Origin of the sequence: Paenibacillus sp. S-12 (assembly GCF_030363895.1) — a bacterium.
GTDB lineage: Bacteria > Bacillota > Bacilli > Paenibacillales > Paenibacillaceae > Paenibacillus_B > Paenibacillus_B alvei.
The window spans coordinates 491123-517662 of sequence record NZ_JASIUF010000005.1 but is presented as its reverse complement, the minus strand read 5'-3'; the positions used below and the strand labels follow the sequence as shown (position 1 = coordinate 517662).

General features: G+C 47.5%; 32 protein-coding genes and 1 pseudogene. 4 read left to right on the top strand and 29 right to left on the bottom strand.

The genetic code is table 11. From position 1 onward, the window contains the following. Window positions 1–5: 5 nt before the first annotated feature. The 9 genes from fabF to NO352_RS05170 form a co-directional block, all read right to left on the bottom strand. On the bottom strand, window positions 6–1244 hold the full coding sequence (gene fabF, locus NO352_RS05210) for a beta-ketoacyl-ACP synthase II (protein ID WP_289355025.1): 1239 nt from the start codon (window positions 1242–1244) through the stop codon (window positions 6–8). 120 nt (window positions 1245–1364) lie between these two features. Next, entirely contained in the window at window positions 1365–1601 is a 237-nt protein-coding gene (gene acpP / locus NO352_RS05205) for an acyl carrier protein (protein ID WP_005551886.1), read from the bottom strand. A 213-nt stretch (window positions 1602–1814) separates the two neighbouring features. Beyond that, window positions 1815–2561, bottom strand: coding sequence for a 3-oxoacyl-[acyl-carrier-protein] reductase (fabG, locus tag NO352_RS05200; RefSeq protein ID WP_289355024.1), 747 nt, complete (start codon window positions 2559–2561; stop codon window positions 1815–1817). A 117-nt stretch (window positions 2562–2678) separates the two neighbouring features. Next, complete coding sequence (gene fabD / locus NO352_RS05195) at window positions 2679–3611, bottom strand: ACP S-malonyltransferase (RefSeq protein ID WP_268622104.1); 933 nt, start codon at window positions 3609–3611, stop codon at window positions 2679–2681. Window positions 3612–3688: 77 nt separating this feature from the next. Further along, entirely contained in the window at window positions 3689–4675 is a 987-nt protein-coding gene (locus NO352_RS05190) for a beta-ketoacyl-ACP synthase III (protein ID WP_268622103.1), read from the bottom strand. Window positions 4676–4685: 10 nt separating this feature from the next. Continuing rightward, the gene (gene plsX / locus NO352_RS05185; RefSeq protein ID WP_005551882.1) at window positions 4686–5684 is read right to left on the bottom strand and encodes a phosphate acyltransferase PlsX; all 999 of its coding nucleotides are present in this window, start codon (window positions 5682–5684) and stop codon (window positions 4686–4688) included. Continuing rightward, complete coding sequence (gene fapR, locus NO352_RS05180; protein WP_005551881.1) at window positions 5668–6288, bottom strand: transcription factor FapR; 621 nt, start codon at window positions 6286–6288, stop codon at window positions 5668–5670. The genes plsX and fapR overlap by 17 nt, the downstream gene beginning before the upstream one ends. 270 nt (window positions 6289–6558) lie before the next feature. Continuing rightward, a complete protein-coding gene (rpmF, locus tag NO352_RS05175; protein ID WP_019424932.1) occupies window positions 6559–6732 on the bottom strand; it encodes a 50S ribosomal protein L32 in 174 nt (57 codons plus the stop codon). A gap of 48 nt (window positions 6733–6780) precedes the next feature. Next, a complete protein-coding gene (locus tag NO352_RS05170; RefSeq protein ID WP_163979368.1) occupies window positions 6781–7296 on the bottom strand; it encodes a YceD family protein in 516 nt (171 codons plus the stop codon). A gap of 257 nt (window positions 7297–7553) precedes the next feature. On the opposite strand from NO352_RS05170, the gene NO352_RS05165 reads away from it, so the two are divergent. Beyond that, entirely contained in the window at window positions 7554–8822 is a 1269-nt protein-coding gene (locus NO352_RS05165; RefSeq protein WP_268622102.1) for a nucleotidyltransferase, read from the top strand. Window positions 8823–8908: 86 nt separating this feature from the next. On the opposite strand, the gene NO352_RS05160 is transcribed toward NO352_RS05165, so the two are convergent. Beyond that, on the bottom strand, window positions 8909–9982 hold the full coding sequence (locus tag NO352_RS05160; protein ID WP_005551871.1) for a YlbL family protein: 1074 nt from the start codon (window positions 9980–9982) through the stop codon (window positions 8909–8911). Between the two features lie 125 nt (window positions 9983–10107). Between NO352_RS05160 and NO352_RS05155 the strand changes: the two genes are divergently transcribed. Continuing rightward, window positions 10108–11376 carry a nucleoside recognition domain-containing protein gene (locus NO352_RS05155; protein WP_262866913.1) on the top strand — a complete coding sequence of 423 codons (1269 nt, stop codon included), beginning with the start codon at window positions 10108–10110 and terminating at the stop codon, window positions 11374–11376. 53 nt (window positions 11377–11429) lie between these two features. Here NO352_RS05155 and coaD read toward each other — a convergent pair whose 3' ends face one another. The 14 genes and pseudogenes from coaD to NO352_RS05085 form a co-directional block, all read right to left on the bottom strand. Beyond that, complete coding sequence (gene coaD, locus NO352_RS05150) at window positions 11430–11945, bottom strand: pantetheine-phosphate adenylyltransferase (RefSeq protein WP_005551868.1); 516 nt, start codon at window positions 11943–11945, stop codon at window positions 11430–11432. Window positions 11946–12013: 68 nt separating this feature from the next. Next, a complete protein-coding gene (gene rsmD, locus NO352_RS05145) occupies window positions 12014–12604 on the bottom strand; it encodes a 16S rRNA (guanine(966)-N(2))-methyltransferase RsmD (RefSeq protein ID WP_289355023.1) in 591 nt (196 codons plus the stop codon). 314 nt (window positions 12605–12918) lie between these two features. Beyond that, a complete protein-coding gene (locus NO352_RS05140) occupies window positions 12919–13503 on the bottom strand; it encodes an NAD(P)H-dependent oxidoreductase (RefSeq protein WP_005551866.1) in 585 nt (194 codons plus the stop codon). A gap of 374 nt (window positions 13504–13877) precedes the next feature. Continuing rightward, window positions 13878–14162: a DUF4183 domain-containing protein gene (locus tag NO352_RS05135; RefSeq protein ID WP_005551764.1), complete on the bottom strand. Its 285-nt coding sequence runs from the start codon at window positions 14160–14162 to the stop codon at window positions 13878–13880. Between the two features lie 158 nt (window positions 14163–14320). Then, window positions 14321–14605 carry a DUF4183 domain-containing protein gene (locus tag NO352_RS05130; RefSeq protein WP_005551763.1) on the bottom strand — a complete coding sequence of 95 codons (285 nt, stop codon included), beginning with the start codon at window positions 14603–14605 and terminating at the stop codon, window positions 14321–14323. Between the two features lie 260 nt (window positions 14606–14865). Beyond that, complete coding sequence (locus NO352_RS05125; RefSeq protein WP_268600704.1) at window positions 14866–15222, bottom strand: DUF4183 domain-containing protein; 357 nt, start codon at window positions 15220–15222, stop codon at window positions 14866–14868. Between the two features lie 478 nt (window positions 15223–15700). Next, entirely contained in the window at window positions 15701–16171 is a 471-nt protein-coding gene (locus NO352_RS05120; protein ID WP_262866902.1) for a phage holin family protein, read from the bottom strand. 364 nt (window positions 16172–16535) lie between these two features. Continuing rightward, on the bottom strand, window positions 16536–16778 hold the full coding sequence (locus NO352_RS05115; RefSeq protein WP_005551758.1) for a hypothetical protein: 243 nt from the start codon (window positions 16776–16778) through the stop codon (window positions 16536–16538). 109 nt (window positions 16779–16887) lie between these two features. After that, window positions 16888–18132 (bottom strand): cation:proton antiporter, encoded by a 1245-nt coding sequence (locus tag NO352_RS05110; RefSeq protein WP_289355022.1) that lies wholly within the window; start codon window positions 18130–18132, stop codon window positions 16888–16890. 19 nt (window positions 18133–18151) lie between these two features. Next, the gene (locus tag NO352_RS05105) at window positions 18152–18643 is read right to left on the bottom strand and encodes a cation:proton antiporter regulatory subunit (protein ID WP_005551756.1); all 492 of its coding nucleotides are present in this window, start codon (window positions 18641–18643) and stop codon (window positions 18152–18154) included. A gap of 277 nt (window positions 18644–18920) precedes the next feature. Then, window positions 18921–19280 carry a hypothetical protein gene (locus NO352_RS05100; protein ID WP_289355021.1) on the bottom strand — a complete coding sequence of 120 codons (360 nt, stop codon included), beginning with the start codon at window positions 19278–19280 and terminating at the stop codon, window positions 18921–18923. Window positions 19281–19624: 344 nt separating this feature from the next. Continuing rightward, window positions 19625–19768, bottom strand: a pseudogene (locus NO352_RS05095) (SDR family oxidoreductase); the annotation flags it as partial. 49 nt (window positions 19769–19817) lie between these two features. Beyond that, a complete protein-coding gene (locus NO352_RS05090; protein ID WP_268600705.1) occupies window positions 19818–20138 on the bottom strand; it encodes a hypothetical protein in 321 nt (106 codons plus the stop codon). 136 nt (window positions 20139–20274) lie between these two features. Continuing rightward, window positions 20275–21072, bottom strand: a complete 798-nt coding sequence (locus NO352_RS05085; RefSeq protein ID WP_289355020.1) for a GAF domain-containing protein — start codon at window positions 21070–21072, stop codon at window positions 20275–20277. Between the two features lie 196 nt (window positions 21073–21268). Between NO352_RS05085 and NO352_RS05080 the strand changes: the two genes are divergently transcribed. Beyond that, window positions 21269–21898, top strand: coding sequence for a DUF1796 family putative cysteine peptidase (locus tag NO352_RS05080; RefSeq protein WP_289355019.1), 630 nt, complete (start codon window positions 21269–21271; stop codon window positions 21896–21898). Window positions 21899–21988: 90 nt separating this feature from the next. On the opposite strand, the gene NO352_RS05075 is transcribed toward NO352_RS05080, so the two are convergent. Then, entirely contained in the window at window positions 21989–22630 is a 642-nt protein-coding gene (locus NO352_RS05075) for a YitT family protein (RefSeq protein WP_005551746.1), read from the bottom strand. Window positions 22631–23289: 659 nt separating this feature from the next. On the opposite strand from NO352_RS05075, the gene hmpA reads away from it, so the two are divergent. Then, window positions 23290–24513, top strand: a complete 1224-nt coding sequence (hmpA, locus tag NO352_RS05070; RefSeq protein WP_289355018.1) for an NO-inducible flavohemoprotein — start codon at window positions 23290–23292, stop codon at window positions 24511–24513. Window positions 24514–24595: 82 nt separating this feature from the next. Here hmpA and NO352_RS05065 read toward each other — a convergent pair whose 3' ends face one another. The 4 genes from NO352_RS05065 to NO352_RS05050 all read right to left on the bottom strand — a co-directional run bounded on the left by NO352_RS05065 (window position 24596) and on the right by NO352_RS05050 (window position 26519). Continuing rightward, window positions 24596–25165: a manganese catalase family protein gene (locus NO352_RS05065; RefSeq protein ID WP_268622627.1), complete on the bottom strand. Its 570-nt coding sequence runs from the start codon at window positions 25163–25165 to the stop codon at window positions 24596–24598. A gap of 51 nt (window positions 25166–25216) precedes the next feature. Then, a complete protein-coding gene (locus tag NO352_RS05060) occupies window positions 25217–25486 on the bottom strand; it encodes a spore coat protein CotJB (protein WP_005548315.1) in 270 nt (89 codons plus the stop codon). A 2-nt stretch (window positions 25487–25488) separates the two neighbouring features. Continuing rightward, window positions 25489–25806, bottom strand: a complete 318-nt coding sequence (locus NO352_RS05055; protein WP_326847676.1) for a spore coat associated protein CotJA — start codon at window positions 25804–25806, stop codon at window positions 25489–25491. Between the two features lie 194 nt (window positions 25807–26000). After that, a complete protein-coding gene (locus tag NO352_RS05050) occupies window positions 26001–26519 on the bottom strand; it encodes a GNAT family N-acetyltransferase (protein WP_268599650.1) in 519 nt (172 codons plus the stop codon). Window positions 26520–26540 lie beyond the last annotated feature (21 nt).

The window sequence follows — 26540 nt, the reverse complement described above, 5'->3', positions numbered from 1 at the left end:
ACTCCTTATGCTTCGTATTTCTTCAAGACAATGGTAGCATTATGTCCGCCGAAGCCAAATGAATTGGACATTGCTACTTGAACATCGGCTTTGCGAGCTACATTCGGAACATAATCGAGATCACATTCCGGATCCTGATTGTCCAGGTTGATCGTTGGCGGAATCATGCCGTTCTGCAGCACCAAGCTGCAAATAACCGCCTCCACGCCGCCTGCTGCACCGAGCAAGTGCCCTGTCATGGATTTTGTAGAACTCACTGCTGTCTTATATGCATGTTCACCTAACGCGGACTTGATCGCTTTCGTTTCCGAACGGTCTCCGACAGGAGTCGAGGTGCCATGCGCGTTGATGTAATCAATTTGTTCCGGTGACAATTCGCCATCAGCCAGCGCACGTGTCATGCACAATGCAGCGCCTGTCGGATCTGGCTCTGTCATATGATGAGCGTCTCCGCTCATGCCATAACCAGCTACTTCTGCATAGATATGAGCACCACGAGCCAGCGCATGCTCCAGCGATTCCAGAACAAGCACGCCTGCGCCCTCGCCCATAACGAATCCGTCACGGTCTACATCGAACGGACGGCTTGCGCGTTCCGGCTCATCGTTGCGCGTTGACATCGCACGCATCGCACAGAAACCTGCCATACCGATCGGACGAATCGTCGCCTCTGCCCCGCCGCAGATCATTACATCCGCATCGCCGCGCTGAATAATCTTGTAAGCGTCACCGATGGAATGTGTACCTGTTGCACAAGCAGATACAGCCGCTGTATTCGGTCCACGGGCTCCGACTGTGATGGATACCTGTCCAGACGCCATGTTCGCAATCATCATCGGAATGAAGAATGGACTAACACGCTTAACGCCTTTTTCCATCAGTACCGTATGTTGATCTTCCCAAGTACCAAGACCGCCAATACCGGAACCGACAATGACGCCGACACGATCTGGATTCGTCTGTTCTCTGACATCCAGCTTCGCATCTTCCAAAGCATTCTTACTCGCTGCTACCGCGAATTGAACGAATCGATCCATTCGTCTTGTTTCTTTTTTATCCATGAAATCTTCCGGATTGAAATCCTTCACGGAAGCGGCAATTTGCGTCGGATAATCTGTAACATCGAACGCCTCAATACGAGATACTCCGGATTTCCCTTCCAACAAGTTGTTCCAGAATGTCTCAATTTCCGAGCCGAGAGCGGTTACGACACCCATGCCGGTCACTACAACCCTGTGCTTCAATCAGAATCACCTCTACTTCTGCAGTTCAAGCTTCTATATGATGGAGAATGCGGCCCCGCCGCACTCAGATATTGCGATAATGAGGAGAAGTCCCGTTAACGAAGAACGGGACTCGGTAACTTAGGTATGAGATTGTATGTAATTCACTACTTCTCCAACCGAAGTAATTTTCTCCGCGTCTTCATCAGAGATTTCCATATCAAACTCATCTTCCAATTCCATCACCAATTCCACAACATCGAGGGAATCAGCGCCAAGATCCTCTTTGAAAGATGCTTCAAGCGTAACTTCTGCTTCATCAACGCCAAGGCGTTCAACGATGATGCGCTTTACACGCTCCAACACTTCTGCTGACATCCGGTTCACCTCCTCTTTGGTATTATACGAAAAAACATTGTAAATTGCCATATCAAAACGGCTTGCTGGTAGAAACGACCTGATCTCTCACGGCCATTTCCAATTATTAGGGCAAAGTTGCTAATTGCCAATCTATCAGCAATTTTGCACTTCCACCCTATATATCGCTTAACGTCCATGCTGCCATGAACGGAGAAGCCTAGAAGAAGCCTCTTACATGTACATGCCGCCATCTACATGAATGGTTTGGCCTGTCATATATTCCGCATCATCAGATGCCAGGAAGCGAACCGCCTTCGCAATATGCTCTGGCTGACCAAGTCTGTTAAGCGGAATCTGACTGAGAAGCTGCGCCTTCATCTCATCGGACAACGCATCCGTCATATCTGTCTCAATAAAGCCTGGCGCAACGCAGTTCACCGTAATGCCGCGCGATGCAAGCTCGCGGGCAGATGCCTTCGTGAGGCCAATAACGCCTGCCTTAGCAGCGACGTAGTTGGCTTGGCCTGGATTGCCGAGTACGCCGACAACGGACGAGATATTAATAATGCGGCCGGAACGCTGCTTCATCATCGGACGTGTTACTGCCTTAACGCAGTTGAATACGCCTTTCAAATTCGTTTCGATGACTTGATCAAATTCTTCCTCTTTCATCCGCATAATTAAATTATCTCTTGTAATTCCGGCATTATTCACCAATATGTCAATACGGCCAAATTGATCCAGCGCTGCTTTCATAAGAAGCTCAGCCTCTTCTGTCTTGCCCACATTTGCTTGAACGGTGATGGCTTTGCGTCCCAGCGCCTCAATGGCTGCAGCTGTGTCCTTCGCAGCAGCCTCACTGCCTGCATAGTTCACAACTACATCAGCACCAGCCTCTGCCAAGCATAACGCAATCGCTCGGCCTATGCCGCGAGAAGCGCCTGTGACAACCGCCACTTTGCCTTCAAAGCTCGACATGGTCATGTTCCTCCCTTATATTTTCCGGGCGCATACCGCAGCGGGTTGCGCCCAGCTTCATTAGATTTATCAGTACAAGTGCTAGTTAATTAAAAAACTCTTTTCTATAAAAAACCGCTATTCAGCTGCATGGAACGCTTCAATTGCCTCAAGGCTGTTGAGCGATACTACTTTAACCGAACGGTCGATCTTCTTAATCAATCCAGCAAGCACGGATCCGGAACCCAGCTCAATAAAAGTGCCTACACCTTGCTCGATCATGTAGCGTACACTGTCCTCCCATAATACTGGCGAGAACACCTGCTCAACGAGCAGTTCACGAATGCGCTCTCCTCCTTGCTCAGGACGGGCAGATACATTGGCAACGACGGGCACTGCTGCATCATGGAAGTCTATCTTTTGAAGCGCTTCTCCCAGTCTTTCAGCGGCTGGCTTCATTAGCAAGGAATGGAATGGACCGCTAACCTCTAATTGCTTCACGCGCTTCGCGCCAGCTTCCTTCCCTCGCTCAATGACAGCTGCAACGCCTTCCACTGTTCCTGACACAACGATTTGTCCAGGGCAGTTGATATTAGCCATCTCAACAGAGCCCGTTGTGCGGCTAATATCATCACATAATGCGCCTAACTGTTCACGCTCTGCTCCAAGCACAGCAGCCATGGCGCCTTGTCCATTCGGAACAGCCTGCTCCATGAATTGCCCGCGCTGGCGAACGATGGCGACTGCATCCTCAAAAGAAAGTACGCCCGCAACGACAAGCGCGCTATATTCGCCTAAGCTGTGTCCTGCTACATAATCTGGACGAATTCCGGACGCTTCAAATGCGCGATACAGCGCACAGCTTGTCGTTAGAAGTGCAGGCTGTGTATTTGCTGTCTGCTTCAATTCTTCATCCGGCCCATTAAAAATGAGCTCCTTCAGCGGAAATCCAAGCACTTGTTCTGCTGTATCGAACGCTTCGCGCGCAGCAGGAACCGCTTCATAGACATCCTTGCCCATCCCGACCGCTTGTGCACCTTGTCCAGGAAAGACGAATGCAATTTTACCCAAGTTTGTCCACTCCTTAATCATATCCGTATATGAGTGCGAATCAGAACTGTCTCATATTTTCACGAAGAGATCATTCATTACCAAACGATAACCGAAGCTCCCCATGTTAAACCGCCGCCAAATCCAACGAGCAGAATCGTGTCTCCCTCTCGAATGCGCCCTTGCTCTGCTGCCTCTGCAAGTGCAAGCGGAATGGAGGCTGCCGATGTGTTTGCATAGTATGGCAAATTAATAATGCATTTGTCCTCCGACAAGTTCAACCGTTCCAAAGCTGCATGTATAATCCGCGTATTCGCCTGATGCGGAATCATCAAGCTGATATCTTCCTTCTTCTTTCCAGCCTTCTCAAGCGCTTCCTCAGCCGCATTCCCCATAATGCGCACAGCGAACTTGAATACTTCACGGCCATTCATATAGAGAAAATGACGCTTGCCTTCAACCGTCTCGATCGACGCCGGCATTCTTGAGCCTCCAGCTTCGATTTTCAGCAGCTCTCCTCCGTTGCCGTCTGCGCCAAGCACGAAAGATTGGAATCCACGGCCTTCCGGTACTGGACCAAGTACCGCTGCACCTGCTCCGTCGCCGAACAAGATGCATGTGTTGCGATCCGTGTAGTCCGTAATGCGCGACAGGCACTCCGCACCAATTACAAGTGCGTATTTGTAGATTCCCATCGCGATAAAGTTTCTGGCATTGGCAAGTCCATATATAAATCCTGAGCAAGCTGCCGACAAATCAAATGCCGCCGCCTTCGTTGCCCCGAGACGCTTCTGCACCAGACAAGCAGTGGATGGGAATGCCATGTCAGGTGTAACCGTCGTTACGACAATCAAATCCAGTTCTTCTGCTGTAATGCCCGCCGCTTGCAACGCCTTCTCTGCCGCATGAAATGCCAAGTCTGAAGTAGCCTCATGCTCCGCCGCAATCCGGCGCTCCTTAATTCCAGTACGTGTTACAATCCATTCATCACTCGTATCGACCATTTTCTCCAAATCGGCATTGGTCAACACACGTTCAGGCACATATTTGCCTGTACCGATAATGCCTACTGAACGCAAACTCATCACGCATCACTCACTTCCCACTGTTAGTTCCGCCGACTCCTATAGAAATCGTCTCGATCAGATCATTTTGCAGCGCTATACGTGCTTGTCGAACCGCATTATGAACAGCCCGCGCATCCGAAGAGCCATGGGCCTTAATTACAAGTCCATTCAATCCTAGCAGCGGAGCTCCGCCATGTTCCTTGTAGTCCATCGTCTTGCGCAGACCCTTAAGTGCTGGCATCAACATGGCCGCCGCCAGCTTCGTATACCATGTACGCGTGAATTCCCGCTTCAGCACACCAAATAATGAGCTGGCCGTTCCTTCTAACGATTTCAGCATGACATTGCCTGCGAATCCGTCGCACACGAGTACGTCACAGGCGCTTTCCAATACGTCTCTGGCTTCGACATTGCCTACGAATTGAATCGGCAGTTCCGCGAGGAGCGGATATACCTGCTTCGTCAATTCATTCCCCTTCATTGCTTCCGTCCCCACGTTCAGCAGACCGACGCGAGGTCTCGACATGCCGTGCACCTTTTCCCGATAGATGCTGCCCATTAAGGCATATTGAGCAAGATGCTCCGGCTTCGCATCCATATTGGCGCCCAAGTCCAGTGCTAGCACGCCTCTTCCGTCCATCGTCGGGATCATAGGGGCCAATGCAGGTCGCTCAACCCCATTCATTCGTCCTACGATCAGCAGACCTGTTGTCATCAACGCCCCTGTATTGCCTGCAGATATCATACAGTCCGCATCACCTTCACGAACCATGCGGCCCGCAACAACCATTGAGGCTTCTTTCTTACGACGAACCGCTTTAACTGGCTCATCATCAGCCTCAATCGTATCTGGTGCATGAACGATGCGCACATTAGACGTGGAAGAGGTCATGTACGGAGCAAGCTTCGCTTCATCTCCTATTAGCAGCAGCTCAACGTCTGACCATTCCTTAGCTGCGGCCAATGCACCCTCTACATTGCTTTGCGGCGCATTATCTCCTCCCATTGCATCAATGGCGATTCTCATGCAGTTCTCCTCCTTCGCTGCTAATCACCGTTCCTGCCGAACGATAGATGACAAAGTTCCCTTGGAACACCATTTCTTCTCCCACATAACTGAATACTTCTACCTTCGCCTTGCTTCGTTCACCTGAGATGGATCGCACATACGCCTTCGCGATGCACTTCTCGCCCAGTTTCACGGAACGAAGGAAGCGAATATCTGCTGATGCCGTTAATGCAATCTCATCATTAATGACCGCAACTGCTAGCGAGTTCGCCTGAGCGAACAGATGATGTCCGCGTGCAATATGCGTTCTGGAGAATACATGCTCTTCACGGATTTCAAATATCGATATCCCGCTGCGATCCAGCTGCAAATCTACAATATCACCAATGACTTCATGCAGTGGCAAGGATTTTACTTGATCATAGGAGAGCTCTGCCATCAACTTCAGTCGTTCCCTTAGTTCAGGAATCCCAAGCTCCATCCGGTCAAGCCGGATCGTCTGGATGCTCACCTTTAGCTTGCGGGTCAATTCCTGATCGGTCACGAATGGATTCTCTTCAATGATTGCAGCTAGCTTCTGCTGACGCTGTCTTTTAGGTAAACGCTCGATGTCCCGCACCACCTTTGCTCGTTGCCCATATGCTAGAGGCTTGGCACGCTGCTTAACTGCGAATCGTGCTGGCCTTTATGTATATCATAGATCATTTTGAACCGTTTTGGAAAACTCATTTAGAACCTGGTACTAAGAGTAGTATATATAAAAATCTCCTCAAAGAAAAGCACCAGTTTTATACCTTTTCTAACTTTCCTAATTTTATCCAAATAGTCTAAACAAAAAAAGTAGCACTCCGCGAGATCGCGAAGTACTACTTTTCCTCGTATTGGTATACGATTATTGTTTGATAATCTCTCTAGCTTTGTATGTTCCGCACACTTTGCATACATGGTGCGCCAATTTCAACTCACCGCATTGTTCGCACTTTACCATGCCGGGTACGGACAATTTGAAGTGCGTACGGCGCTTGTCACGACGTGTTTTCGACGTTCTTCTTTGAGGTACTGCCATGTTTACACCTCCTTACCCAAGTTACGTGTTATTTCTACTGTCAGCTTTCTATTTCTTAAAGAAATCTTGTAACCCCGCCAGTCTCGGGTCGATTCGCTCATTCGAGCATCCGCATGGATGTTCGTTGCGGTTCGTGCCGCAAGTCGGGCACAACCCCTTGCACGCCTCGTCGCAAAGCGGCGCATACGGCAAGTTCATCAAGAGCGTCTCTTCCACATAAGGCTTCAAGTCGACAAGGTCGTCCGCCACCAAAATGACGTCCTCCTCCTCTTCTTCTGCGGGAAGATCAGTAGAGTCCTTCAGCTTGAACTGCTCTTCAAACGGAATAACGTACGTTTCGGTAAACGATGTCAAACAACGCGAGCATTGCAGTTCCATCTTAGCGGTCAGCTTGCCATGTGCTCGTGCGAGTCCATCACTTTCCGCCTTTACCGACAGTTCGACATGAACCGGTTCAGAAATGGTAACATCAGAGCGCTCACGCGCTACCTCATCGGCACGAAATGCCGTATCAATCTGCGTTTCCCCTCTACCAGCAACTATGTCTCGAAATCGAAATTCCATACTATCACTCCAAACAAACAAAATTAATTATAGCGATTAACGTCATGCTTTGTCAACCAAATTCGTTTGACAGTTTGCCAGAGCCGGAGCACGATTCCCCTTCCTATGGAAAACCACTCTTTCATGGTATGATTTGATTATCATTGCCCGCGGATTGTCTGGGAAAGAGATCCGTTAACAAGCATCCAATGTACTATAAAAAGATACCATTGAGATACAATATTACCGCATTCGGCGCCTGAAAGGAAGAGATGCGAATGAGAACGCTCGGAATCGTCGTTGAATACAATCCGATGCATAACGGTCATGTATATCATCTCCAGCAATCGAAAAAAATTTCAAATTGCGACGCAGTTGTTGCTGTTATGAGTGGCCACTTTCTACAGCGCGGCGAGCCCGCACTTTCTGATAAATGGTCGCGGACGGATATGGCATTGGCGAACGGTGTCGACCTAGTGCTTGAACTGCCCGTCGCCTACGCTGTGCAGCCTGCCGAATGGTTTGCCTACGGTGCTGTCGCTACATTACAGGCCACAGGAGTTATTGACGCCCTCTGCTTCGGCAGCGAGCTGGGAGATGCAGAACCGTTCAAACAAGCTGCAGATGTACTTGTCAACGAACCTTCCGGTTTCACAGATCAACTGCAGGAGCATTTAAAAGCTGGCTTAACCTACCCTGCTGCTTATGCAGCGGCGGCGGGACATGCGATAAAAAACAGCGCCACTCTCCCTTCAACGGGCCAGGCCGATGGTTGGATGATTCAGCCGAACAATTCGCTCGGCTTGCACTATGTGATGGCACTGCAGCGCTTAAATAGCACAATCGAGGCCTACACAATCGCACGCACGCAAGCGGGTTACCATGATACAAACGCTCCGGAAGGCTCAATCGCAAGTGCAACTGCCGTCAGAAAGCTGTGGGTGGAAAATAAAAATGGGAGCCTTGGCGCATGCGCACAATATTTGCCGACAAGTACGCTCCAAATCCTTGAGCGAGAGCATCGTCTTGGCAGGGCGCCAATCAGTTGGGATTCCTACACTCGCGAGTTGATATACCGTCTTCATCAGCTGTCTGTTAAATCTCTAGCGCGACACCTTGAGGTTACAGAAGGCCTCGAGCATCGTATCAAGCAAGCACTTGGCAGGATGGCGGATTATCGGGTAGAATCGCTGCTTGAGCAGCTTAAGACCAAGCGCTATACGCGAACGAAACTGCAGCGTATGCTCACACATATTATACTTCATCATGATAAGTTCCATTTCGGACCTGACAGTCTGGAAAAAGGACCCTGGTACATACGAGTTCTTGGTTTTACAGATAAAGGGAGAGCACTGCTCAAACGCATGAAGAAAAGCGCAGAGCTGCCGATTGTATTAACAGCAAACCGTAACAATATCGGCCTTGGCGGCGTCTGCGGCCTGGAGGCAGATATTCGGGCAACATCGCTATATGCGAATGCCTTTCAACAATGGAACGCGCGGGATGCCCTCCGGGATTACTATGAGCCACCCCGCCGGAACCCCTAGTATACAGCAAGTCATGGATCGAAAATAAAGATCGAGCTTAGAAGTCTTCCCTCTAGGCTCGATCTTTATTACGTTGCACCTAACGATTACTTCCCAGCATTCTGCTTACTACTGAATTGCTTGATCGCTTGAAGCGCTTCTCCCACGGTTCGAACTGGAACCAGCTTCATCTTGGTATCCATCGACTCAAGCTTCGCTTTCGCTTCCGCATAATTGCCTTCGGGGACAAGGAATAGCTCTGCCTGCTCACGATCCGCAGCAACCACCTTGAACTGTACTCCGCCAATGATGCCTACTTTACCGTCAGGATCAATTGTTCCCGTACCTGCTATTCGATGCCCTTGCGTCAAGTCTCCTGGTGTCAGCCGATTAATAAGCTCCAATGTGAACATCAGACCTGCAGATGGTCCGCCAATTTCACTGTCCTTGAATGTTACAGTTTTGCCTTTATCATCAGGAGCCGCTTCCTTGCGTTGACCGTATCGAAGGCCGAAGCCAACGCGCTTCTCTTCTTTCTTGTTCGGATCACTAAGCTCAACTAGCGTTGCCTTAACGACCTTCTGTTGCTTATTCCGCTCAACTTTAACTTGAACCGTCTCCCCTGCCTTGCGCCCCTTCATAACAGCCTGCAAGGAATCGAAATCGACAACGGGCTGTCCGTCCACTTCCACAATTCGATCATTTGTCTCAAATTCATTATGCGCAAGGTTCGGATAATTATAAATTACAAACACGCCTTCAGATTTTAATTGGTATGGAATATGTAATTGATTATAGGCAGCGAGTACAGCTCCAAGCTGGGAGTCGCTCATATTGAACAATTGCTCCGTAACATACTCCTGTTCGCTTCTACCTTGCAATGAATCCGCCTTTTTCCCGAACTCGGCATGCGGATCGAATGATTTCCATATAAGTAAGGCCAGATTGGCATAAGTACGACGTACCGTGGTGAGCATAAAAGTTCCGTCTTCCGTCTCATCACCTGCTTGCACGCTTACCATCGGCTTGACCTGCTCAGCACTTCCCGGTGTATATATTACATAGGGCGTTGGCATATATACCATGATGTACAAAAACAGAAGTGCTGCAAAGAACCACTTCCAGTTGCCTAATCGCCAACGCTTCGTCTTCTGGGTGCCTAGTAATTCGTCTTCTTTCATTGCTGCATCCCTCCTGCTACATTCACTCGCCTTTGCATCCATGTACAAACTGGTCTAAAGCCTGTCTTTGGGACGTACATATGTGGAAGTACGAACTTCCATTTTAATGCAAGAGGTGAACATCTATGTTTTCTTTTCGAACGCCACTATCCCAGCATCCGTTCATGACATTGCTAATGGGAAGCACGGCGGTTCTTTTCGTTATTTGCATTGTATCCTATCCCGATCAAGCTTTCCAAGCCTCGCTTCAAGGCCTGAAAATATGGTGGACCATTATATTCCCGGCGTTGCTTCCGTTCTTAGTATTGTCCGAAATGCTGTATGCTTACGGATTCGTACATGGCCTAGGCGTCATGCTGGATCCAATTATGCGTTTGCTGTTCCGCCTTCCCGGGGTTGGCGGCTGGGCATGGTCAGTTGGCTGGACAGCCGGCTATCCAGCAGGTGCAAAGGCTGTTGCTCAACTGCGCAAGCAGCAGACTTTATCACGTCAGGAAGCCGAGCGTCTTCTCTGTCTTTCCCATGCGAACAGTCCCATATTCATGATTGCTGTTGTTGGAGTAGGGTTCATGCAGCAGCCCCATCTTGGGCTTGTCATCGCGATCGTCCACTGGCTGTCCGCTATCCTTACGACACTGATTTGGCGAACGTTACATCGTATGCATCCTGAGCTGCAAGCTGTACGTCCCAACCATAACATCACTAAAGCGCACCGCAATTTCTATCGCCGATTGATTAGCGAAATGGAGGACGCCCATCGACAAGATGGCCGTCCCTTCGGGAGAATGCTCGGCGAGTCGGTCAGCTCTGCTGTTCAAACCTTAATGATGGTCGGCGGATATATGATGATTTTTTCCGTCATCATTCAAGTTCTGCGCATCGCAATCCCACAGGAGTTCGGCAAGCATATCCTGAACGGATTATTCGAAGTAAACCTGGCAGCCTACACACTTGGTTCTACAGCTTTTTCTTCCCCCGTTTTTCAGGCAGCTTTGCTCAGTGCTGTTATTGCCTGGAGCGGGATTAGTGCCCTTCTTCAGGTTCATAGCATCATTAAGGAAACCGATCTGCGTTTCAGCCATTTTCTGATTTCGCGCCTGCTTCATGCATTATGTGCATTTCTGCTTACCTATGTGCTGTGGTCGCCATTACACGCTTGGCTTTCCACTCCGAATTCGGCAATGTCAACATTAAGTCCGTTTGCAGCCAGCCATACCGATGTCGAACATGTATCTTCCATTCTTGACTCCAGCGGGTCACTGCCCTTTATAACCTATATGAGTCAGCTGCCGATTTGGGCCCAAGCATCTATACTCATTCCCGTAGCCTGTCTATTTCTGTTCGCATTATTCGTTCTGGCACAAACGATAGGCAGACTTTTTACCCATCGCTAAACAAAAAAGTCCATATCGACCGGATCATCCTACTGGCGACATGGACCTGCTGCTTAGTTCGTATCTTTGAATTTATCACGCAGTGCCAATTCAACTTCTGGTGCAACTAATTCACTAACGTCACCATTAAATTTCGCAATTTCCTTCACCATACTGGAGCTTAAATAGGAATATTTCGGATTCGTCATCATAAAGATGGTCTCTACCCTTGGATTGAGCTTTTGGTTCGTTGACGCCATTTGCAGCTCATATTCAAAGTCTGTTACAGAGCGAATGCCGCGTACGATCACATGGCCCTGCTTCTGCTCCATATAATTGACCAGCAAATCGCGAAAGCTGTCGATTTCCACATTCGGGATATGTCTAGTAATTTGCCGCAGAAGCTCCTTTCGCTCTTCTACACTGAACGTAGGCTGCTTGGACAAATTGTTCAGCACTGCAACGATAAGCTTGTCGAACTGTTTGGCAGCCCGCTGTATGATATCAAGATGTCCAAGCGTAACCGGATCGAAGCTTCCCGGATACACCGCAATGCGCGGCTCATGCACTCGTTCTGTATGTTCCGTCATGAAATAAATCCTCCTTATTCCCTGCAGCAGATAGATCTGCCGTTTCATTTCCTCATATGGTTTGAAGCTTATGCGTCTTGTTCTTGCGCCGCTTCCTTCTCTGTCTGTCCGTAGACTCGGTATACGGTTACACCGATCTCTCCATACTCCGCCTTCTTCCACACATAAAGGGGGCCAATCTCATTCCGGTAAACATGTTTCGAATCATGTTCTACAACAATGATTGCGCTCTCTGAGATTAACCCATCATTCCACATGCCTTCCAGCAGTTCGTCCGCATCCTTCAGCCGATATGGCGGATCAAGAAAAATAAGCTCAAACGCAATGTCACGCTTCGCCAGCGCCTTTAACGCCCGTTTCGCATCATTGCGATATACTTCACTTCGATTCGCAACCCCAGCCGTTTGAACATTATGCTTGACGACTTCAACAGCCTTGGGATCCTTGTCTACGAATATTCCTTGTCCCGCGCCACGGCTTAACGCCTCAATCCCTAGGCCGCCTGTGCCAGCGAATAAATCCAGCACATAGCCGCCGTCAAAATACGGCCCGATCATGCTGAACAATGCTTCCTTGACTTTATCTGTGGTCGGTCGCGTCCCCATGCCGGGAACCGGCTTTAGTGAGCGACCTCTTGCTGTTCCTGATATAACTCTCAATGCACTCCACCCATTCTTTTGCGCCGCAGCGCAGCTTATCACGTATGATCATGATGGTATGTAACAAATAACTTATTGTATTTCGACGTTTATCGTACCACATTTCTATATAATTTGAAAAAGGAAAACGTGTCCTAACATCAGTCATCCGGTCTCACTTTTTCAAGAAAAAGCATCGAATGTAAAAACTCCTTACCAGGGGGGCCGCGTCCGATAAGGAGTGTCTTCTTCCTAATTATGTCTTTCTGTTTCTTTTCTTTCTAAATTCTTTCACTCAAATGAGCAGAACTCTCCGTCCTTATTTGCAGCTTCCCTTATTTGTGCAGCTTTTGCAGCAGCTCCCTCACGCTTATTAGCATTTGCCTGCGAGCTTCTTCATCAATAGTCGTTACTGAGGCAAAAAAACGATGAGCGAGCACCTTCATTCCCACAAATTCAAATATTCCATTATCCGTCGTTTGCTGCATCGACTCATACATCCCGCTCTGCTCATACTGCTCATGCGAATTTCCATGCGTGGACAGCAGCAGTGCAGACTTTCCTTTCAACAGCTTCTCGATGCCGTCCGCGCCATATCGATAAGCGAATCCATAAGAAAATACACGGTCAATGTACCCCTTCATAATGGCAGGCATGCTTGCCCACCAGATTGGGTAAACCATGATCATATGATCCGCCCACGCAACATGTCCCTGCTCCTCCTCAATATCTGAAGGCAGCTTATGCTGCCCGAACAGTTCGAAATCCTTGGCAGACAGCACTGGATTGAACTCCATTTCATACAAATTGCGAACTAATGCCGCATGCCCTTGATCTTCAAGCTCAGCTTGGACGATTTCCATAATCGCATGATTGAAGCTGTTCGGATTGGGATGCGCGTATATAATCAGATGCCTCATTTAGATCTCCTCCTACTTGTTCACCAAAGTTGCGCTAACACAACTGGACAAATCTGTTTTAATATAGGATGTGAGAAAGCGGCATCATTTATCGAGCTCCACAAATATTTTTATGGCATGTATATTTCTGACCAATCGGGCAATCATTAAAGTATCGACATCATCGAATGTCGTAGACAACCGCGGAGAAGACTTACGTTTCCCCATAAGCTCTTCGTCCGGTTTCTCCTCTCCCATGAGGGCGTCCTAGCAATAGGGCGCCCGTTTTAATTTGCCCCCCTTAAAACCAAAATCATTATACGTCCGGGAAAATAAAAAAGTTGATCCAAGGCGCCTTGGATCAACTTTTTAAATATATTATCTATATATTGTCATTACGTTACAACAAATTCGACAACGATTGGAGTAGCAGGATCGAGAGCATCTCCTCCAGGGATCGTTATTGTTGTTGTCGTTACTGTCGACGTATCTGCCGTTTGGATGACGCCATTAATATAGAGAACATAATAAGCGAATAAACTTGGGAATGCTGTTGCTGCAGCACCAGCGTCATTAGTAAAGGCTGTTGCAGCAACCGCAAATGTAGCGCCTGTACCAGTCCCGGCGCCAGTCGTAGCTGCAAATTTCCGACTTGCTATAAATGGTTGAGAAATAGGCATTTTTCTCCTCCTTTTCTTAAGGAATACTTTATTAGATGCAAGTTGGACAAGTAATGAACCCTACAATTGACATAAAGAAAAGATACATTTTAAAAAGCCCATTAAAAAGACTGTTCTGGAATATAACCAGAACAGTCCATTATGAGCATATGTCTTAATTAAGTCACAACAAACTCAATCACAAGCGGCGTGGCAGGATCAAGAGCATCACCGCCAGGAATCGTTATTGCTGTTGTGGTAACTGTAGACGTATCTCCCATTTGGAGAACCCCATTGATATGAAGGTCATAGTAGGCGAATGAGGCTGGAAATGACGTAGCTGCAGCACCAGTATCATTTGTAAATGAGGTTACTGCAATCGTAAACGCGGCACCGGTTCCCGTGCCTGCCCCAATAGTTGAACTAAATTTCCTGCCTGCCAGAAACGGTTTAATAATGGCCATTCATGTCACTCCCAATTTTAGGATGCTTTATTTAATGCTAACCTTCCCCAGAACTGATTGTGCAAATGTCACGCTGCATCTAATCAGCGCAAAATTCCTGTTTTTTTGTACAGGTCATATAGAGAACGTACTGTGGCGAAATGAAATAGCAAAAAGCCCCCCTCCTGCTAACAATCTTGAAGAAAGGGTGCCTTCTTTGGTTAAGGAGCTTTTCCGACTCAAGGGCACAATCTATGTATCCTATTAGCTCCGCCTCCGAGTCACCCAATTTCCGCATGAAATATTCGAATGAACTGAAGTGTAATAGGAACGCCATCTGCTGGTACTTCATCAATAGTTAATGCCCCAGCCGACACCTTGTATGCAATAAGCGGCTGAAGAATGCCGTTGATGAACAAGTTGGTGTAGGATACATTTGCCGGATCCAATATGTTCGAACTTCCGTATTGCGGCAGCGCATCCTCGTTCGTATATGTTGATTTCATCCCGTCGCTTCTTGTAATGAATTGGAATGTTTCAACCTTTAGCACCTTGCCCGTCTCCGGAGGAGTTGGCGGTATCGGCGGAGCAGGAAATATAAGCGCGCATCCGGGGGGAGGACATATGCTTCTGGACATTAACCCACTCCCCTGGGCATATTCGAATTTCTGCTTATTACTCCACGGTTTGGACGTTATGCGAAACATATTATCTCCGTTCATCATAACCACCTGCCCCTTAACCAAAAATATTGTGCTCCTATTCATAATTTTTATGATATTCATGTACTTCTAATCTGTTCAGGGCATACGTACATTCAATAATCAAATTCGGCTGACACGCTTAAGGAATAGTCCTTTACCATCGTATCCCTCGCAATATATGGCCGGAAATCAAGCAACTTTATAAACATCATCGGTCGTTGACTGGCCTTGCCTGAAATTTTATGTATAAACAACATGTTTTCTATAAAGACGGCCTTCCTTCAAGATTGCTCCCGTTCACGGACAGAAAAAGGAGTGCCTATCATCCCAGTATCAAGCATACTAGCTATCCGGGCCACTCCTTCCTTCCACCGTGACATCATGTCAAGGCTCGTCCTCTTCGAACAACGGCTTAGTTCTGAGGGGAATTGTCGTCTTTCTCTTGCTGATTGTCTCGCTTATCCCTCTTCTGACTGTCATCTCCATCGCTACCTTTATCCTTCAGCACCATAATTGCTTTTCTGAGCACATTCGGGACTGGCACACCGAGTCGGCCTCCATTTTCTACAATCGACAATACCTCATTCGCCATATAAAAATAAGTTGTCGCGTCTCTTATTAGATTTTTACTTTCAAAGGCGATATCGATCTGATGGGCAAGCGCAATAATTAGAAAAATAAACACTTTGCGTGCGATCCCCACAAGTCCTACACGACTCAACAATTTGCCTTCCGCACCCGAAGCGATTACACCTGTTACATAATCTATTATGACCATCGTCAGCAGCACCTGCACTAGCGCAGGCCATCCTCCAAATACAAACGAAAACGTCCCTCCAATAGCTGCAACTCCCGTTTTGAGTAGAAGATCGAATCGCTCCATGTTCGCCCTCCTCTGCTGTCGCATACATTTCGGTCAAGTTATCTATTACTCTGCCTCGCTTCTGCTAGAATGTGGACGAAGCACTCTCAGAAGCTTGATATATTTTATGCAGCTTGCACTCAGCCCGACAAAGGCAAGCCTCCCTGCTGCTTCTTTTGCCTTAGATGATAGATGGAAATAATAAAAATCAATTGCTAGAATACAAGAATGGCGCTATTCGTGCTCGTTCCTTTCTATTGGCTGACCATTACAACACAAAAAGCGGCCCCCCAAGGATTCACATGTTTCCCTGCACAGGAGCAACAAAAAAGCCGCTGAATCCTCAGCGGCTCAAATTCGTAACCATCACTGGATGAATGCTCCATTACGCATAGGGTTCAGCTAGACAATACTCGTCCTCCATGTTGCGAATCCATTCCTCCAGCTCATCCAGCTGTTCGAAGGTTCGTATCGCAATTGGAGCCCGATTGGGCACGTCTCGCTGCAAGATTACGGTATCCCCCGCCATCATGCGTTCCCTTGCGTGTCTATAAATAGAATCCACCCTTTTCCAATCCTTGTGCTCATAAGCGCTCCCAATCTGCGCGAGATCGATAGTGATATTCATTACGCTATCCCTCCCTTGAATGGGTATGCCTTACAATATATAATATAACCTATTTTTTTCAAAACGTACGCTTTTTCTAAAAATTGCCTTTTTTCTGCCACTATTAAACTTACTCCGAATTCGCATTTTGCTCCTTGCTGCCAATCCGTTTCTTTCCAAAAAGCGCTCTACTCGCTAGAATTCCTTTATCGATCAGGTTGTATATTCGCTTCGACTCCTTCGTTAAGAGCGGTCCTAATATGGCAAGCAGCAATACATATAATACAGCAAAGGATTGGACAACCGGAAGCAGACCTCCAGCCTTGCCGATATTCGCCATAATTATGGAGAACTCTCCTCTCGAGGCCAAGGTGAAGCCGATATTGATAGAAGAGCGGTTCGATAAGCCTGCTGCGCGTCCTGCCAACATCCCTGCGACGACATTGCCGATAATGGTCAACACGACAGCTGCAAGCGCCATTCCAACTGCCCCGCCTAATGTCATCGGATCAATCGTTAAGCCGAAGCTGAAGAAGAACACGGCTCCAAAGAAATCCCGAAAGTTTATCACATAGTGTTCAATCCGCTTTACATGTTGGGAGTCTGCAAGTACAAGTCCCACCAATAGAGCCCCAATCGCTTCCGCCACGTGCAGTGTTTCCGAAAATCCTGCTACGAGGAATAAGGTTGCCATCACAAGTATGAGGAACAGCTCCGAGGATTTTCCGTTCAAGACCCGGTCAATGAACGGCATCGCCTTGCGGCCCAAAATAATGAATAACAAGATGAAAGCAAGCGCAGATCCTGTCGTCAGCAATACAGCCCCGAGAGATGCGCCTCCACTAAGTACAAGTCCTGACAGAATGGACATATGAATGGCGATGAACAAATCGTCAAACATAATCATGCCCATAATCACTTCGGTTTCCGGATTTGCCGTCCGCTTTAAATCAACTAACACCTTAGCTACAATCGCAGTAGATGAACTTGTCATAATACCGCAAATAACGAGTGTCTCCGCAACAGGCAATCCCATCAGCCAACCGATTAGCAGGCCGGAGACAAAGTTAATCGCAATATAGGAAATCCCCCCCACAACGATGGATTTCCCTGATTTAAGCAAGCGACCGACGGAAAACTCCAGTCCTAAGTAGAACAATAGGAACAGTACCCCAATACGGCCCATAAAATCAATAAATACAGAACTTTCAATAAAGCGGAAATCAAATATCCAAAAGTGCGGCGCATGCGGCCCTACTGCCATCCCTACAAGAATATAAAATGGTATGACAGAGAAGCGAAGCTTCGTTGCAATGACGCCCACTAGACCAATCAACGCAATAGCCAAACCAACCTCAAAAATAATTGTATCCATAGTTCACCCCGTTTCCTGCTTATTCGCTTCCACTTAACAACCACGGCTTAAGCAGCTTAATATGTTGTCTTTCTCCTGCAACGACAAGCGTTGTATGAGCAGATAACACGACATCAGGTCCTGGATTAATTATTTTCTTATCCTTCTCAAGGATCGCTATAATTGTTGCTCCTGTCGTCTCACGCACTTTAATCTCGCCGATGCTCTTGCCAACGCAGGCCGCATGAGGCTCTACTTTGTACCATTCAATCATGAGGTCATCTAAGGCAACATTGACTGTCTCCAGCGCCTTAGGCTTGTAAATAAGCCCACCAACGATAGCAGCAACCGCTCGCGCCTCATCATCATCCAATGTAACCATCGAAATGCTCTCTTCTTGATCTTGCTGATCAAAGTGGTACATTTCACGGCGTCCATCATCATGTACAATGATGACCAATTGATCACCATTACGCGCTTCCAGCTGATACTTACGACCGATTCCTGGCAATTCTGTTTCCTTTATATTCAATGGAAATCCCTCCAACCGTACATATAGGTTTATTTTTCTCACATTGTGAAATAAAGAACTTTATAGGAGTGTCGACCATACTTTTCGTGCAGCACAAACAATCTATGTCGATTACAGTTAAATGCCATAGACAAAACTATGCACGCAAGCAGACATCTACTATGATTGGACGATTCCCTACACGATCAGAGAATACATATCCATCAGCAATTATGCGTCGTCGCCGCTGTTCCTTATTCCATTTTTCAAGCACAACCGTGTGAATGAATGTAGAGAATTACACTACGAACGTAGAGGTGAATTTGATAGGCATCAGAAATAAACGTTTCCGCATTACGAAGAAACTACTGTGGAGATACTTTATAACAAGTGGCATGCTAAAGATGAAATGCTGGAAAAAAAGAATAAACATGAATATGATCTTCTTCACGAGAAGATGCTTCATGGTAGAGGTATGCCGTGAAACGGCAGTAAATTGCTGCTCATGAAAAGACTTCGTCAGCTTGGATGGATTGTTCCAAATGACGCGCTCTTCTTCAACGATAAACGGGGAAAATACCGTACATAAAAGCAGGAAGGCAATACATACAACACCAAGTATGCTGTTTCTCTTGCATGGCACACCTAATCTTGTCATATCGCACCTCCTGTAGTTTATTAGTTAATTGTAAATTTTCTTAAATTTAAAAATAAGATTATCATGCAGATCCGCATCAATCAAGAAAAAACGAACATCCATTCTCTGGATGCTTGCGATCCCGCTATGCTCGGCCGTTAATCTTCACGTTGCAGACACGATCGCATCGGATGATTGTCGCCATCCTTATTATTCCCACGATCATCATCAGAAATAGACTAAACATGCCGATCATGACGGCGAAAAAAAGCATGGCATCCTCCTCAAATGCATAATTGACGGTTACTAGGTACTACGCAGCTTCCATGGAAACGTTTCACTTTTTCCCATTTTTATTCACTTCACTAATTGCGGAAACCGCCATCTGAGTGAATAATTTGTCCTGTAATCCATTCCGCTTCTTCACTCGCCAGGTACACTAAACGAGTTGCATCCTCTGGCGTCCCAATGCGTCCCATTGGGAATTTCGGTCTTAGGAAGTCCTGTACGAACGCTTCCTTTTTCGCGCGTTATTTTTTCCGTTTTCCTGATTCCGCCTTACCGCACGATTCGCAGCCATACAATGTTCCGGTCTGCATTTACTCCGACGCGCACAGTTACTCCCGTCTTCACATTTCGAAATTCCTCGCCTTGAAGATCGGTAGAGCCTGTCAATCGGAAGGCCTCCTCCATGCCATCACCTGTCTGAATAACGATCCGCTCTGCCTCCAACTGCTTGACGCTGCCTTCATATTCCCGTTCTACTACAGCTGCCCTGCCCGGATTCACCATCGTGGAATTCACGAAGCCGATCGAAAATGCAGCGGTTCCGAAAACAAGTACGAGTACGGTTATGGTGATCCACATCCATTTTTTCATGCGCATATCCCCTTTCTGACTGACTTGAAGCGTGTATCCGACTTGCTTTTAGCTATTTCTCCAATTATACCATAGGCCTGTAGTTGCCTCATCCCGACAAGGGGAGCAACTCCTTAGTCTTTAGCTCTAGTGTGCCTTATATTCCTGCCTCATCTGCCGCGAGCTGAACCGGTTCACCCAGCTCTAACACTGCACGCTGCTCTGCAAGAATTCCGGTCATAATCGCTGCATACAACTCCCCAATCACAGCGCTCGATTCATTAAATGGCTCTAAGCCATCCATCGTTAATACACCGTAAGAGCCAAGTGAAATGCAAATCAGCGAGCGGTAGGGGCTCTTCGATTCTTGATTGCGTTCCCAATCCTCGTCCTTCAGCACATCGGCGCACTGAATCGTTACCTGCTTCCGGAAGGAACGACCTGCTACCGAACGATCGATATGAAGATAGCGCTGCCCAACATAATGGTTCGGGAAGCCTACCGAGGCAAGCTGTAGCGTTAGTATCGGCTCCTCATACTTCCAAATGCCGCAGCGGTGATGCCCGCCTGGGGCGCATTTCATATCCACGGCCAGCATATCCAGCATCCGCTGCAGCAGGAAGTTCGATTCGTGCAGAACAGCGTACGGATCCCCCATTCCGCGCAGCCCGTTCAACGCGTCCGCAAAAGGCTTCATATTGCGCAGCGCTGATAACATTTGCTGAGATGCATGCTCGGTATGACTTCCCGTTTGCTGTAGGCTATCCACCTTTTCCTGCAGCCTCTGCAGGCGATCTTCCCGGTGAAGCACCTCATGCACGACTTCGGTAAATTTTTTGTTGATATACAATGTCTTGATAAAGTAGAATACCAACCCTGCCGCAATGACGACGGCAAACAGCTGGTACGACCATGGCGGCAGCTTGTCGAGCATCGCTTTCATTAGAGATTCCATATCGCTCTTCCTCCTCTCACTTGTCCTTGGAACAAGAATATGATTGAGAACGAGCGAACATGCATTCTGCATTTCTTTTATTTTTCTTTTTCATATAAAAAATGCATGTATTTCAGGTGTTTTTAAACCAGTTCTCCTCGTCGAACAAGCATACGATATTATAAGTTCACTTTTTAAAAAAAGGGAGAGGGAGAAAATGGAACTTTCACACATTCGAGTTACTTACGATGCTGCATTCAGTCTTGGAAACTCCTGCTATTCTACCTTTAAACTTGCTACTTATCAGCTAAGGCATTATAGCGGAATCATGGATTGGATGGTATCTCCTTCGTTGTCTAGCGTCAACAAGTTGATTCGCAACCGAGGCGCCGGATTCATGGAACTTTCCAACATGTCCGTCGTAGGCACTCACGCAGGCGGACTCAACTGGCTTATCCGAGATAACGAGTACGACATTATGTCGGCTCACGATTTCCCCGTTGCGAGCAACCATATCGATAATTGGCCAAGCTACCCTGCTTTTAAGGAGACGCTTAACCGACGCATCAAACGCTTTTTCGAAAAAATGGAGACCAGTCAGCGCATCTTCTTTCTACGCTTAGGTGGAACATACGAGGAAGCTCTTGAACTCCAGACCGAGCTACGGGCAATTGTGAAACATCAATTTCATATTCTTCTTGTGAATCATACCCCTAACTATGGCATCGTTGAATGTCATTGGCCGCTGGAACACGTTTGCGCGATCGAAGTGCCTCTAGACGGGGAACAGTACCCGGAGCTATGGAATTATATCCTCTTTGGAGTCCAGTTGCTTGGTCAGCCATAACAAGAAGCATGCTCTGCAAATGACAAAGAACCGTTCAATGCTTCCCATCGAGAAGCAATTGAACGGTTCTTCTTATTGTCGTATCTTCAATTATCCGTGTTGATGCTGAACTGCAGGCCGTACTGGAATGGAACGATCGCGTGTCGTGCCAACCTGTACCGTCCATGTAATGACCTTACCTGCTATGCTGACCGCCAGTATCGTGTACAGCGTGTCGACAAGCGGCAGGAAAAACAAGGACAGCAGCAATACCACTATATCAAATATAATAAATACTGTACCTATGCTTAATTTCGTAATACGGCTTAAAAATAATGCCAGAATGTCATCACCGCCTGATGCGCCTCCATGGCGCAGCACGAGGCCGGCTCCAAGCCCTGTCAACAATCCTGATAGAACAGCCGCAAGCACCATATTGCCGCCAAGATTCATATTCCATGGCGAAAAGCGCTCGCACATCTCGTACGTTAACGAGAACACTCCTGTTGCAATTGCCGTATTCATAATGAATGTCCGCCCTTTGAAAAACCAAGCAGCGATAAATACGGGAACATCCATGCACAACACGGTCAGCGCTGGCGACCAATTAAACGTGTACTTACCAATCAGCGCTAAACCAACAAATCCGCCTTCAGCCAAATGATTCTGAAAATTAATGTGATAATAACTGAAAGCCAACAACATCGATCCTACCATCATCCAAAAAATCTTACGTAATTGTTCGTTCCCCATCTTCGTAACCTCTCGTTTCGTAATGTAGCCCTTCGACTAACCGAGAGGAGACGGATAGGGATCCTTATCCTTCGAACCATCATAATTCACTCATCCTTCTCGTATTAGTCTCCGTCTTAGCGACCATTGACAAATCTACGAGAAGAAGCTAGATGTAAGAAAGATCATAACGTTTCCAGACTGTCCTTTGGGGTTTCATCCTTCGGGGACGCATTGGTATCCTGATCCTTTCTTGTTTTGTCTTTTGTATTGCCTTTAGTAATTGTATTATACCACAATGTATATGCCCTCTAAACACGTCTCATTCTGTAAATAACGCTGTCGTTCGGATTTATCTGCAATGAATCGCTCCAAGCTTGGTACAGCCCCAGATAAAGTCGATATCCTCCCTATTTTCCTCTGAAATCCTCACAATTTGGACACTTTTACATTTATGTTTGAATTTCAGATCCATCTTTCGTTGTACAGTTAGCTTTTCATTTGCTTTCTTCAGTTGATGTTCATAAAGCTATCATATTTGTTGTGCGCAGGATCACATTGTGACTAATATCACAACTATACAATAGCAGCAGAAGCATTCGGATGCCGCACGTGATTACTCTCGCTCTTTCTCTGCTGCGCATCCTTATATGATCGTTACGCTAAAGGAGGAATCCCTTATGTTACAACCTCGTACGATTGAAATTGTGAAATCTACAGTTCCTGTGCTGGCAGAGCACGGCCCACAAATTACAGCACGATTCTACCAGCTCATGTTCAGCAATCATCCCGAGCTGCTCAATGTATTCAACCACGCCAATCAGCGTCAAGGCAAACAGTCCATGGCCCTTGCAAACGCGGTCTACGCGGCTGCAGCGAACATTGATCGATTAGAGACCATCTTGCCTGTCGTACAGCAAATTGCCCAGAAGCACCGGGCACTCAATGTTAAGCCTGAACATTATCCGATTGTCGGCGAGCATCTGCTGCTCGCAATCAAGGATGTACTCGGCGACGCCGCTACCGATGACATCATTCAAGCTTGGGCAGAAGCCTATGGCGTTATTGCTGATGTATTCATTCAGGTTGAGGCGGATATGTACAAAGAAGCCGAGCAGCAGGACGGCGGCTGGTCAGATGTGCGCCGCTTCATCATTGCCCGTAAAGTAAAAGAAAGCGACGTGATCACCTCCTTCTACTTGAAGCCAGAAAACGATCAGCCGATTGCCTCCTTCCTGCCCGGTCAATATATTACGATTCGGGTTCAGCCGGAAGGCCAAGTCAATACGCATTATCGCCATTATAGCCTATCCCAGGCTCCTCATCCCGATGTATACCGCATCAGTGTGAAGCGCGAAGGCGGCGATGCGAACTCTCCTGCTGGTGTTGTCTCCTGCTACATGCACGATATGGTGCAAGAAGGGGATGTTATCGAAGCGACAGCACCTGCAGGCGACTTTACCTTAAAGCCAAGCGCTGCACCGGTGGTGCTGATTGGCGGCGGCGTCGGGCAAACACCGCTTCTAAGCATGCTGCATTCGCTAGCGGGCGAGGACTCCAAGCGAGATGTTTATTACATTCATGCCTCACGCAATCACGCAGCACACGCCTTCAGCCAGGAAGTGAATGAATTGGCTGCTCAGCACAGCCATCTTCACACCTTCCTATGCTATGAGAAAAGCAGCGGGACAGAGTCCACAGAGTCCTGTGATCACATCGGCTTCGTCGATGCGCAGTGGCTTAGCTCCATCATACCGTCCTCCGTCTGGAAGAAAGCCGACGTTTACTTCTGCGGCCCTGAGCCTTTCATGAAGGCGGTATATCGCGCAATAAAACAGCTTGGAGCTTCGCCTGACCACATCCACTATGAATACTTTGGACCGGCAGGATCCTTGGAGGCTTGACCGCCTCCATAACAGAAGGGACACTTCTTGCACTCTGCAAGGGTGTCCCTTTCGCATGTTATCGTCTTTTCCGACCTGGTCATCAAAACACTTTTTTCATACTCCGCTCTTCCTTTAGTATTTCAACAGCTTCCCTGAAACGCAAAGAATGCACGACTTCACGCTCGCGCAAAAACTTCAGTCCATCCTGCAAATCAACATCGTCCGTCATGTCGATCAGCCATTGGTATGTGGCGCGCGCCTTCTCTTCCGCTGCAATATCCTCGTACAAATCTGCGATCGGATCTCCCTTGGCCTGTATGTAGGTCGCCGTCCATGGATCCCCCGCAGCATTGCTATAGAACAACGCCTTTTCATGCGCTACAAAATGAGGTCCTAGCCCTGCCTCCTCCAACTGCTGCGGCGTCGCATCCTTCGTCAGCTTATGCACCATTGTGGCAATCATTTCGAGATGGGCGAATTCCTCCGTGCCGATGTCTGTCAACAGCCCGATCACTTTATCAGGAATCGTATAACGCTGATTTAAATAGCGCAGCGCTGCCGCCAACTCTCCATCCGCCCCCCCGTACTGCTCCATTAACAACTTCCCCATACGAGGATCACACTTGCTAACGCGCACTGGATATTGCAGCTTTTTCTCATAGATCCACAACTCTGCGTCCCCTCCCATTCACCAAGTTTCTCAGCAGTCTCTTGCCTACAGCTAAATTTGCCAAGGCCATGGTGTTGTAGCCCATGTCCACGGACAACCAGAATAAGAATGTCCATAGTTCATTAATGGCCCGTATTGCTCCTGAAAATGATGGGCGACCTTCATCCGTTCCGTTACGTAATAATTGAATTGCTGAATAGCCTGTAAATCTCCTGGATGAGTGTCCAAGTACAAATTTAATTCCAACAGTACAAAATCAATTACTTGCAGCTGCTCCAAGCTTCTGCGATATTCTTCGGTTTGAAAGGGATGTACACTCATCGTCAAGCTTCCCCCTCCCCTCGCTGCGTTCTGCGGGAATGATATGGACTGTATAGAGCAGGCCATAAGGTTCCACAGCGCAACGCCTGTTCTGGCGGGAACTGCGGAAGGTTGGGCGGCTGAAACGTAATAAATTGGTTAATGGGAACGACATATACCGAATAAGGCAGTGGTGGACAAGGATCACATGGACTTCGGAACGGGACGTATACACGATCTTGCGGGATTGCCTGTTCCGTTGGACAACAACTGTTCCTCGCTTGCTGTTCAACCGGCGGCAACTCTCTTGAAGCTAAATTTCGCTGTAATTCGTGTTCCATGACACTCTTTGCGCCTCCTTGCTTTCATGTTCGCATTTCTCGATCTCTTACTTGTATGAAAGAATAGGAATGTCCCATGTACATAATTAAAGCCAAGGTGTGACAGATTTGATTTTCTGTGCACCTTGGCTTGAGGAGCTGCGGGATATGTGTCTAAGTCTTATTTTTATACAAAGAAAAAAGAAGTTCGGATTCTATCGGCTTGCATTCTCAGTGATTGCTCCTATCGGATTTGTGATCCCGTATATTGTTTGCGGTTCCCCAAAGCGCTGCACAGTGCTCCGAAAGCTCATGCCGACTCGTTCAAGCAGCCTGCGGGAAGCCTTGTTCGCTGCCTGTGTTTCGGCTACTACCTCGGGCAGCCCCAACACGTGGAAGGCATGCTCAATCACGGCTGTAACAGTTTCTGTCGCGTATCCAGAGCCCCACCATTCAGGCAGCAGTTCATAAGAAACCTCCGTACTTTCACCGTCATGATGAAAATCCAGAGAAATTAACCCGATACATGCATTCGTTTGCTTTTCTCGAATCATCCAGAACGATGTTCCTTCCTGCGGAGCAAGCATTCGGTTGAAGCTGCCTTTGATCGCCTCCTCCTCTTTCCATGCCCCTCCAAGATATTTCCGCACCTCTTCATTGACATACAATTTTCTGACATCTTCATAATCTCCAGTGTGCAATGTGCTAAGTATACAGCGGTTCGTTTCAAGCAAAACGTTATCCTCCATTATGAA

Bases quoted from the DNA above. Each gene is read 5' to 3' on its own strand.
- coaD (WP_005551868.1), bottom strand. From the start codon at position 11,945: ATGACGGAACATACAGAACGAGTGCATGAGCCGCGCATTGCGGTGTAT.
- fabG (WP_289355024.1), bottom strand. From the start codon at position 2,561: ATGTCGAGCTTTGAAGGCAAAGTGGCGGTTGTCACAGGCGCTTCTCGC.
- NO352_RS05155 (WP_262866913.1), top strand. From the start codon at position 10,108: ATGTTTTCTTTTCGAACGCCACTATCCCAGCATCCGTTCATGACATTG.
- NO352_RS05055 (WP_326847676.1), bottom strand. From the start codon at position 25,806: ATGGAACACGAATTACAGCGAAATTTAGCTTCAAGAGAGTTGCCGCCG.
- rpmF (WP_019424932.1), bottom strand. From the start codon at position 6,732: ATGGCAGTACCTCAAAGAAGAACGTCGAAAACACGTCGTGACAAGCGC.
- NO352_RS05165 (WP_268622102.1), top strand. From the start codon at position 7,554: ATGAGAACGCTCGGAATCGTCGTTGAATACAATCCGATGCATAACGGT.
- plsX (WP_005551882.1), bottom strand. From the start codon at position 5,684: ATGAGAATCGCCATTGATGCAATGGGAGGAGATAATGCGCCGCAAAGC.
- NO352_RS05080 (WP_289355019.1), top strand. From the start codon at position 21,269: ATGGAACTTTCACACATTCGAGTTACTTACGATGCTGCATTCAGTCTT.
- NO352_RS05130 (WP_005551763.1), bottom strand. From the start codon at position 14,605: ATGGCCATTATTAAACCGTTTCTGGCAGGCAGGAAATTTAGTTCAACT.
- NO352_RS05110 (WP_289355022.1), bottom strand. From the start codon at position 18,132: ATGGATACAATTATTTTTGAGGTTGGTTTGGCTATTGCGTTGATTGGT.
- NO352_RS05125 (WP_268600704.1), bottom strand. From the start codon at position 15,222: ATGTCCAGAAGCATATGTCCTCCCCCCGGATGCGCGCTTATATTTCCT.
- NO352_RS05090 (WP_268600705.1), bottom strand. From the start codon at position 20,138: ATGAAAAAATGGATGTGGATCACCATAACCGTACTCGTACTTGTTTTC.
- NO352_RS05160 (WP_005551871.1), bottom strand. From the start codon at position 9,982: ATGAAAGAAGACGAATTACTAGGCACCCAGAAGACGAAGCGTTGGCGA.
- acpP (WP_005551886.1), bottom strand. From the start codon at position 1,601: ATGTCAGCAGAAGTGTTGGAGCGTGTAAAGCGCATCATCGTTGAACGC.
- NO352_RS05100 (WP_289355021.1), bottom strand. From the start codon at position 19,280: ATGACAAGATTAGGTGTGCCATGCAAGAGAAACAGCATACTTGGTGTT.
- NO352_RS05190 (WP_268622103.1), bottom strand. From the start codon at position 4,675: ATGAGTTTGCGTTCAGTAGGCATTATCGGTACAGGCAAATATGTGCCT.
- NO352_RS05140 (WP_005551866.1), bottom strand. From the start codon at position 13,503: ATGAGGCATCTGATTATATACGCGCATCCCAATCCGAACAGCTTCAAT.
- NO352_RS05170 (WP_163979368.1), bottom strand. From the start codon at position 7,296: ATGGAATTTCGATTTCGAGACATAGTTGCTGGTAGAGGGGAAACGCAG.
- NO352_RS05115 (WP_005551758.1), bottom strand. From the start codon at position 16,778: ATGAATATCACTATCGATCTCGCGCAGATTGGGAGCGCTTATGAGCAC.
- NO352_RS05135 (WP_005551764.1), bottom strand. From the start codon at position 14,162: ATGCCTATTTCTCAACCATTTATAGCAAGTCGGAAATTTGCAGCTACG.
- NO352_RS05120 (WP_262866902.1), bottom strand. From the start codon at position 16,171: ATGGAGCGATTCGATCTTCTACTCAAAACGGGAGTTGCAGCTATTGGA.
- NO352_RS05075 (WP_005551746.1), bottom strand. From the start codon at position 22,630: ATGGGGAACGAACAATTACGTAAGATTTTTTGGATGATGGTAGGATCG.
- hmpA (WP_289355018.1), top strand. From the start codon at position 23,290: ATGTTACAACCTCGTACGATTGAAATTGTGAAATCTACAGTTCCTGTG.
- NO352_RS05060 (WP_005548315.1), bottom strand. From the start codon at position 25,486: ATGAGTGTACATCCCTTTCAAACCGAAGAATATCGCAGAAGCTTGGAG.
- NO352_RS05085 (WP_289355020.1), bottom strand. From the start codon at position 21,072: ATGGAATCTCTAATGAAAGCGATGCTCGACAAGCTGCCGCCATGGTCG.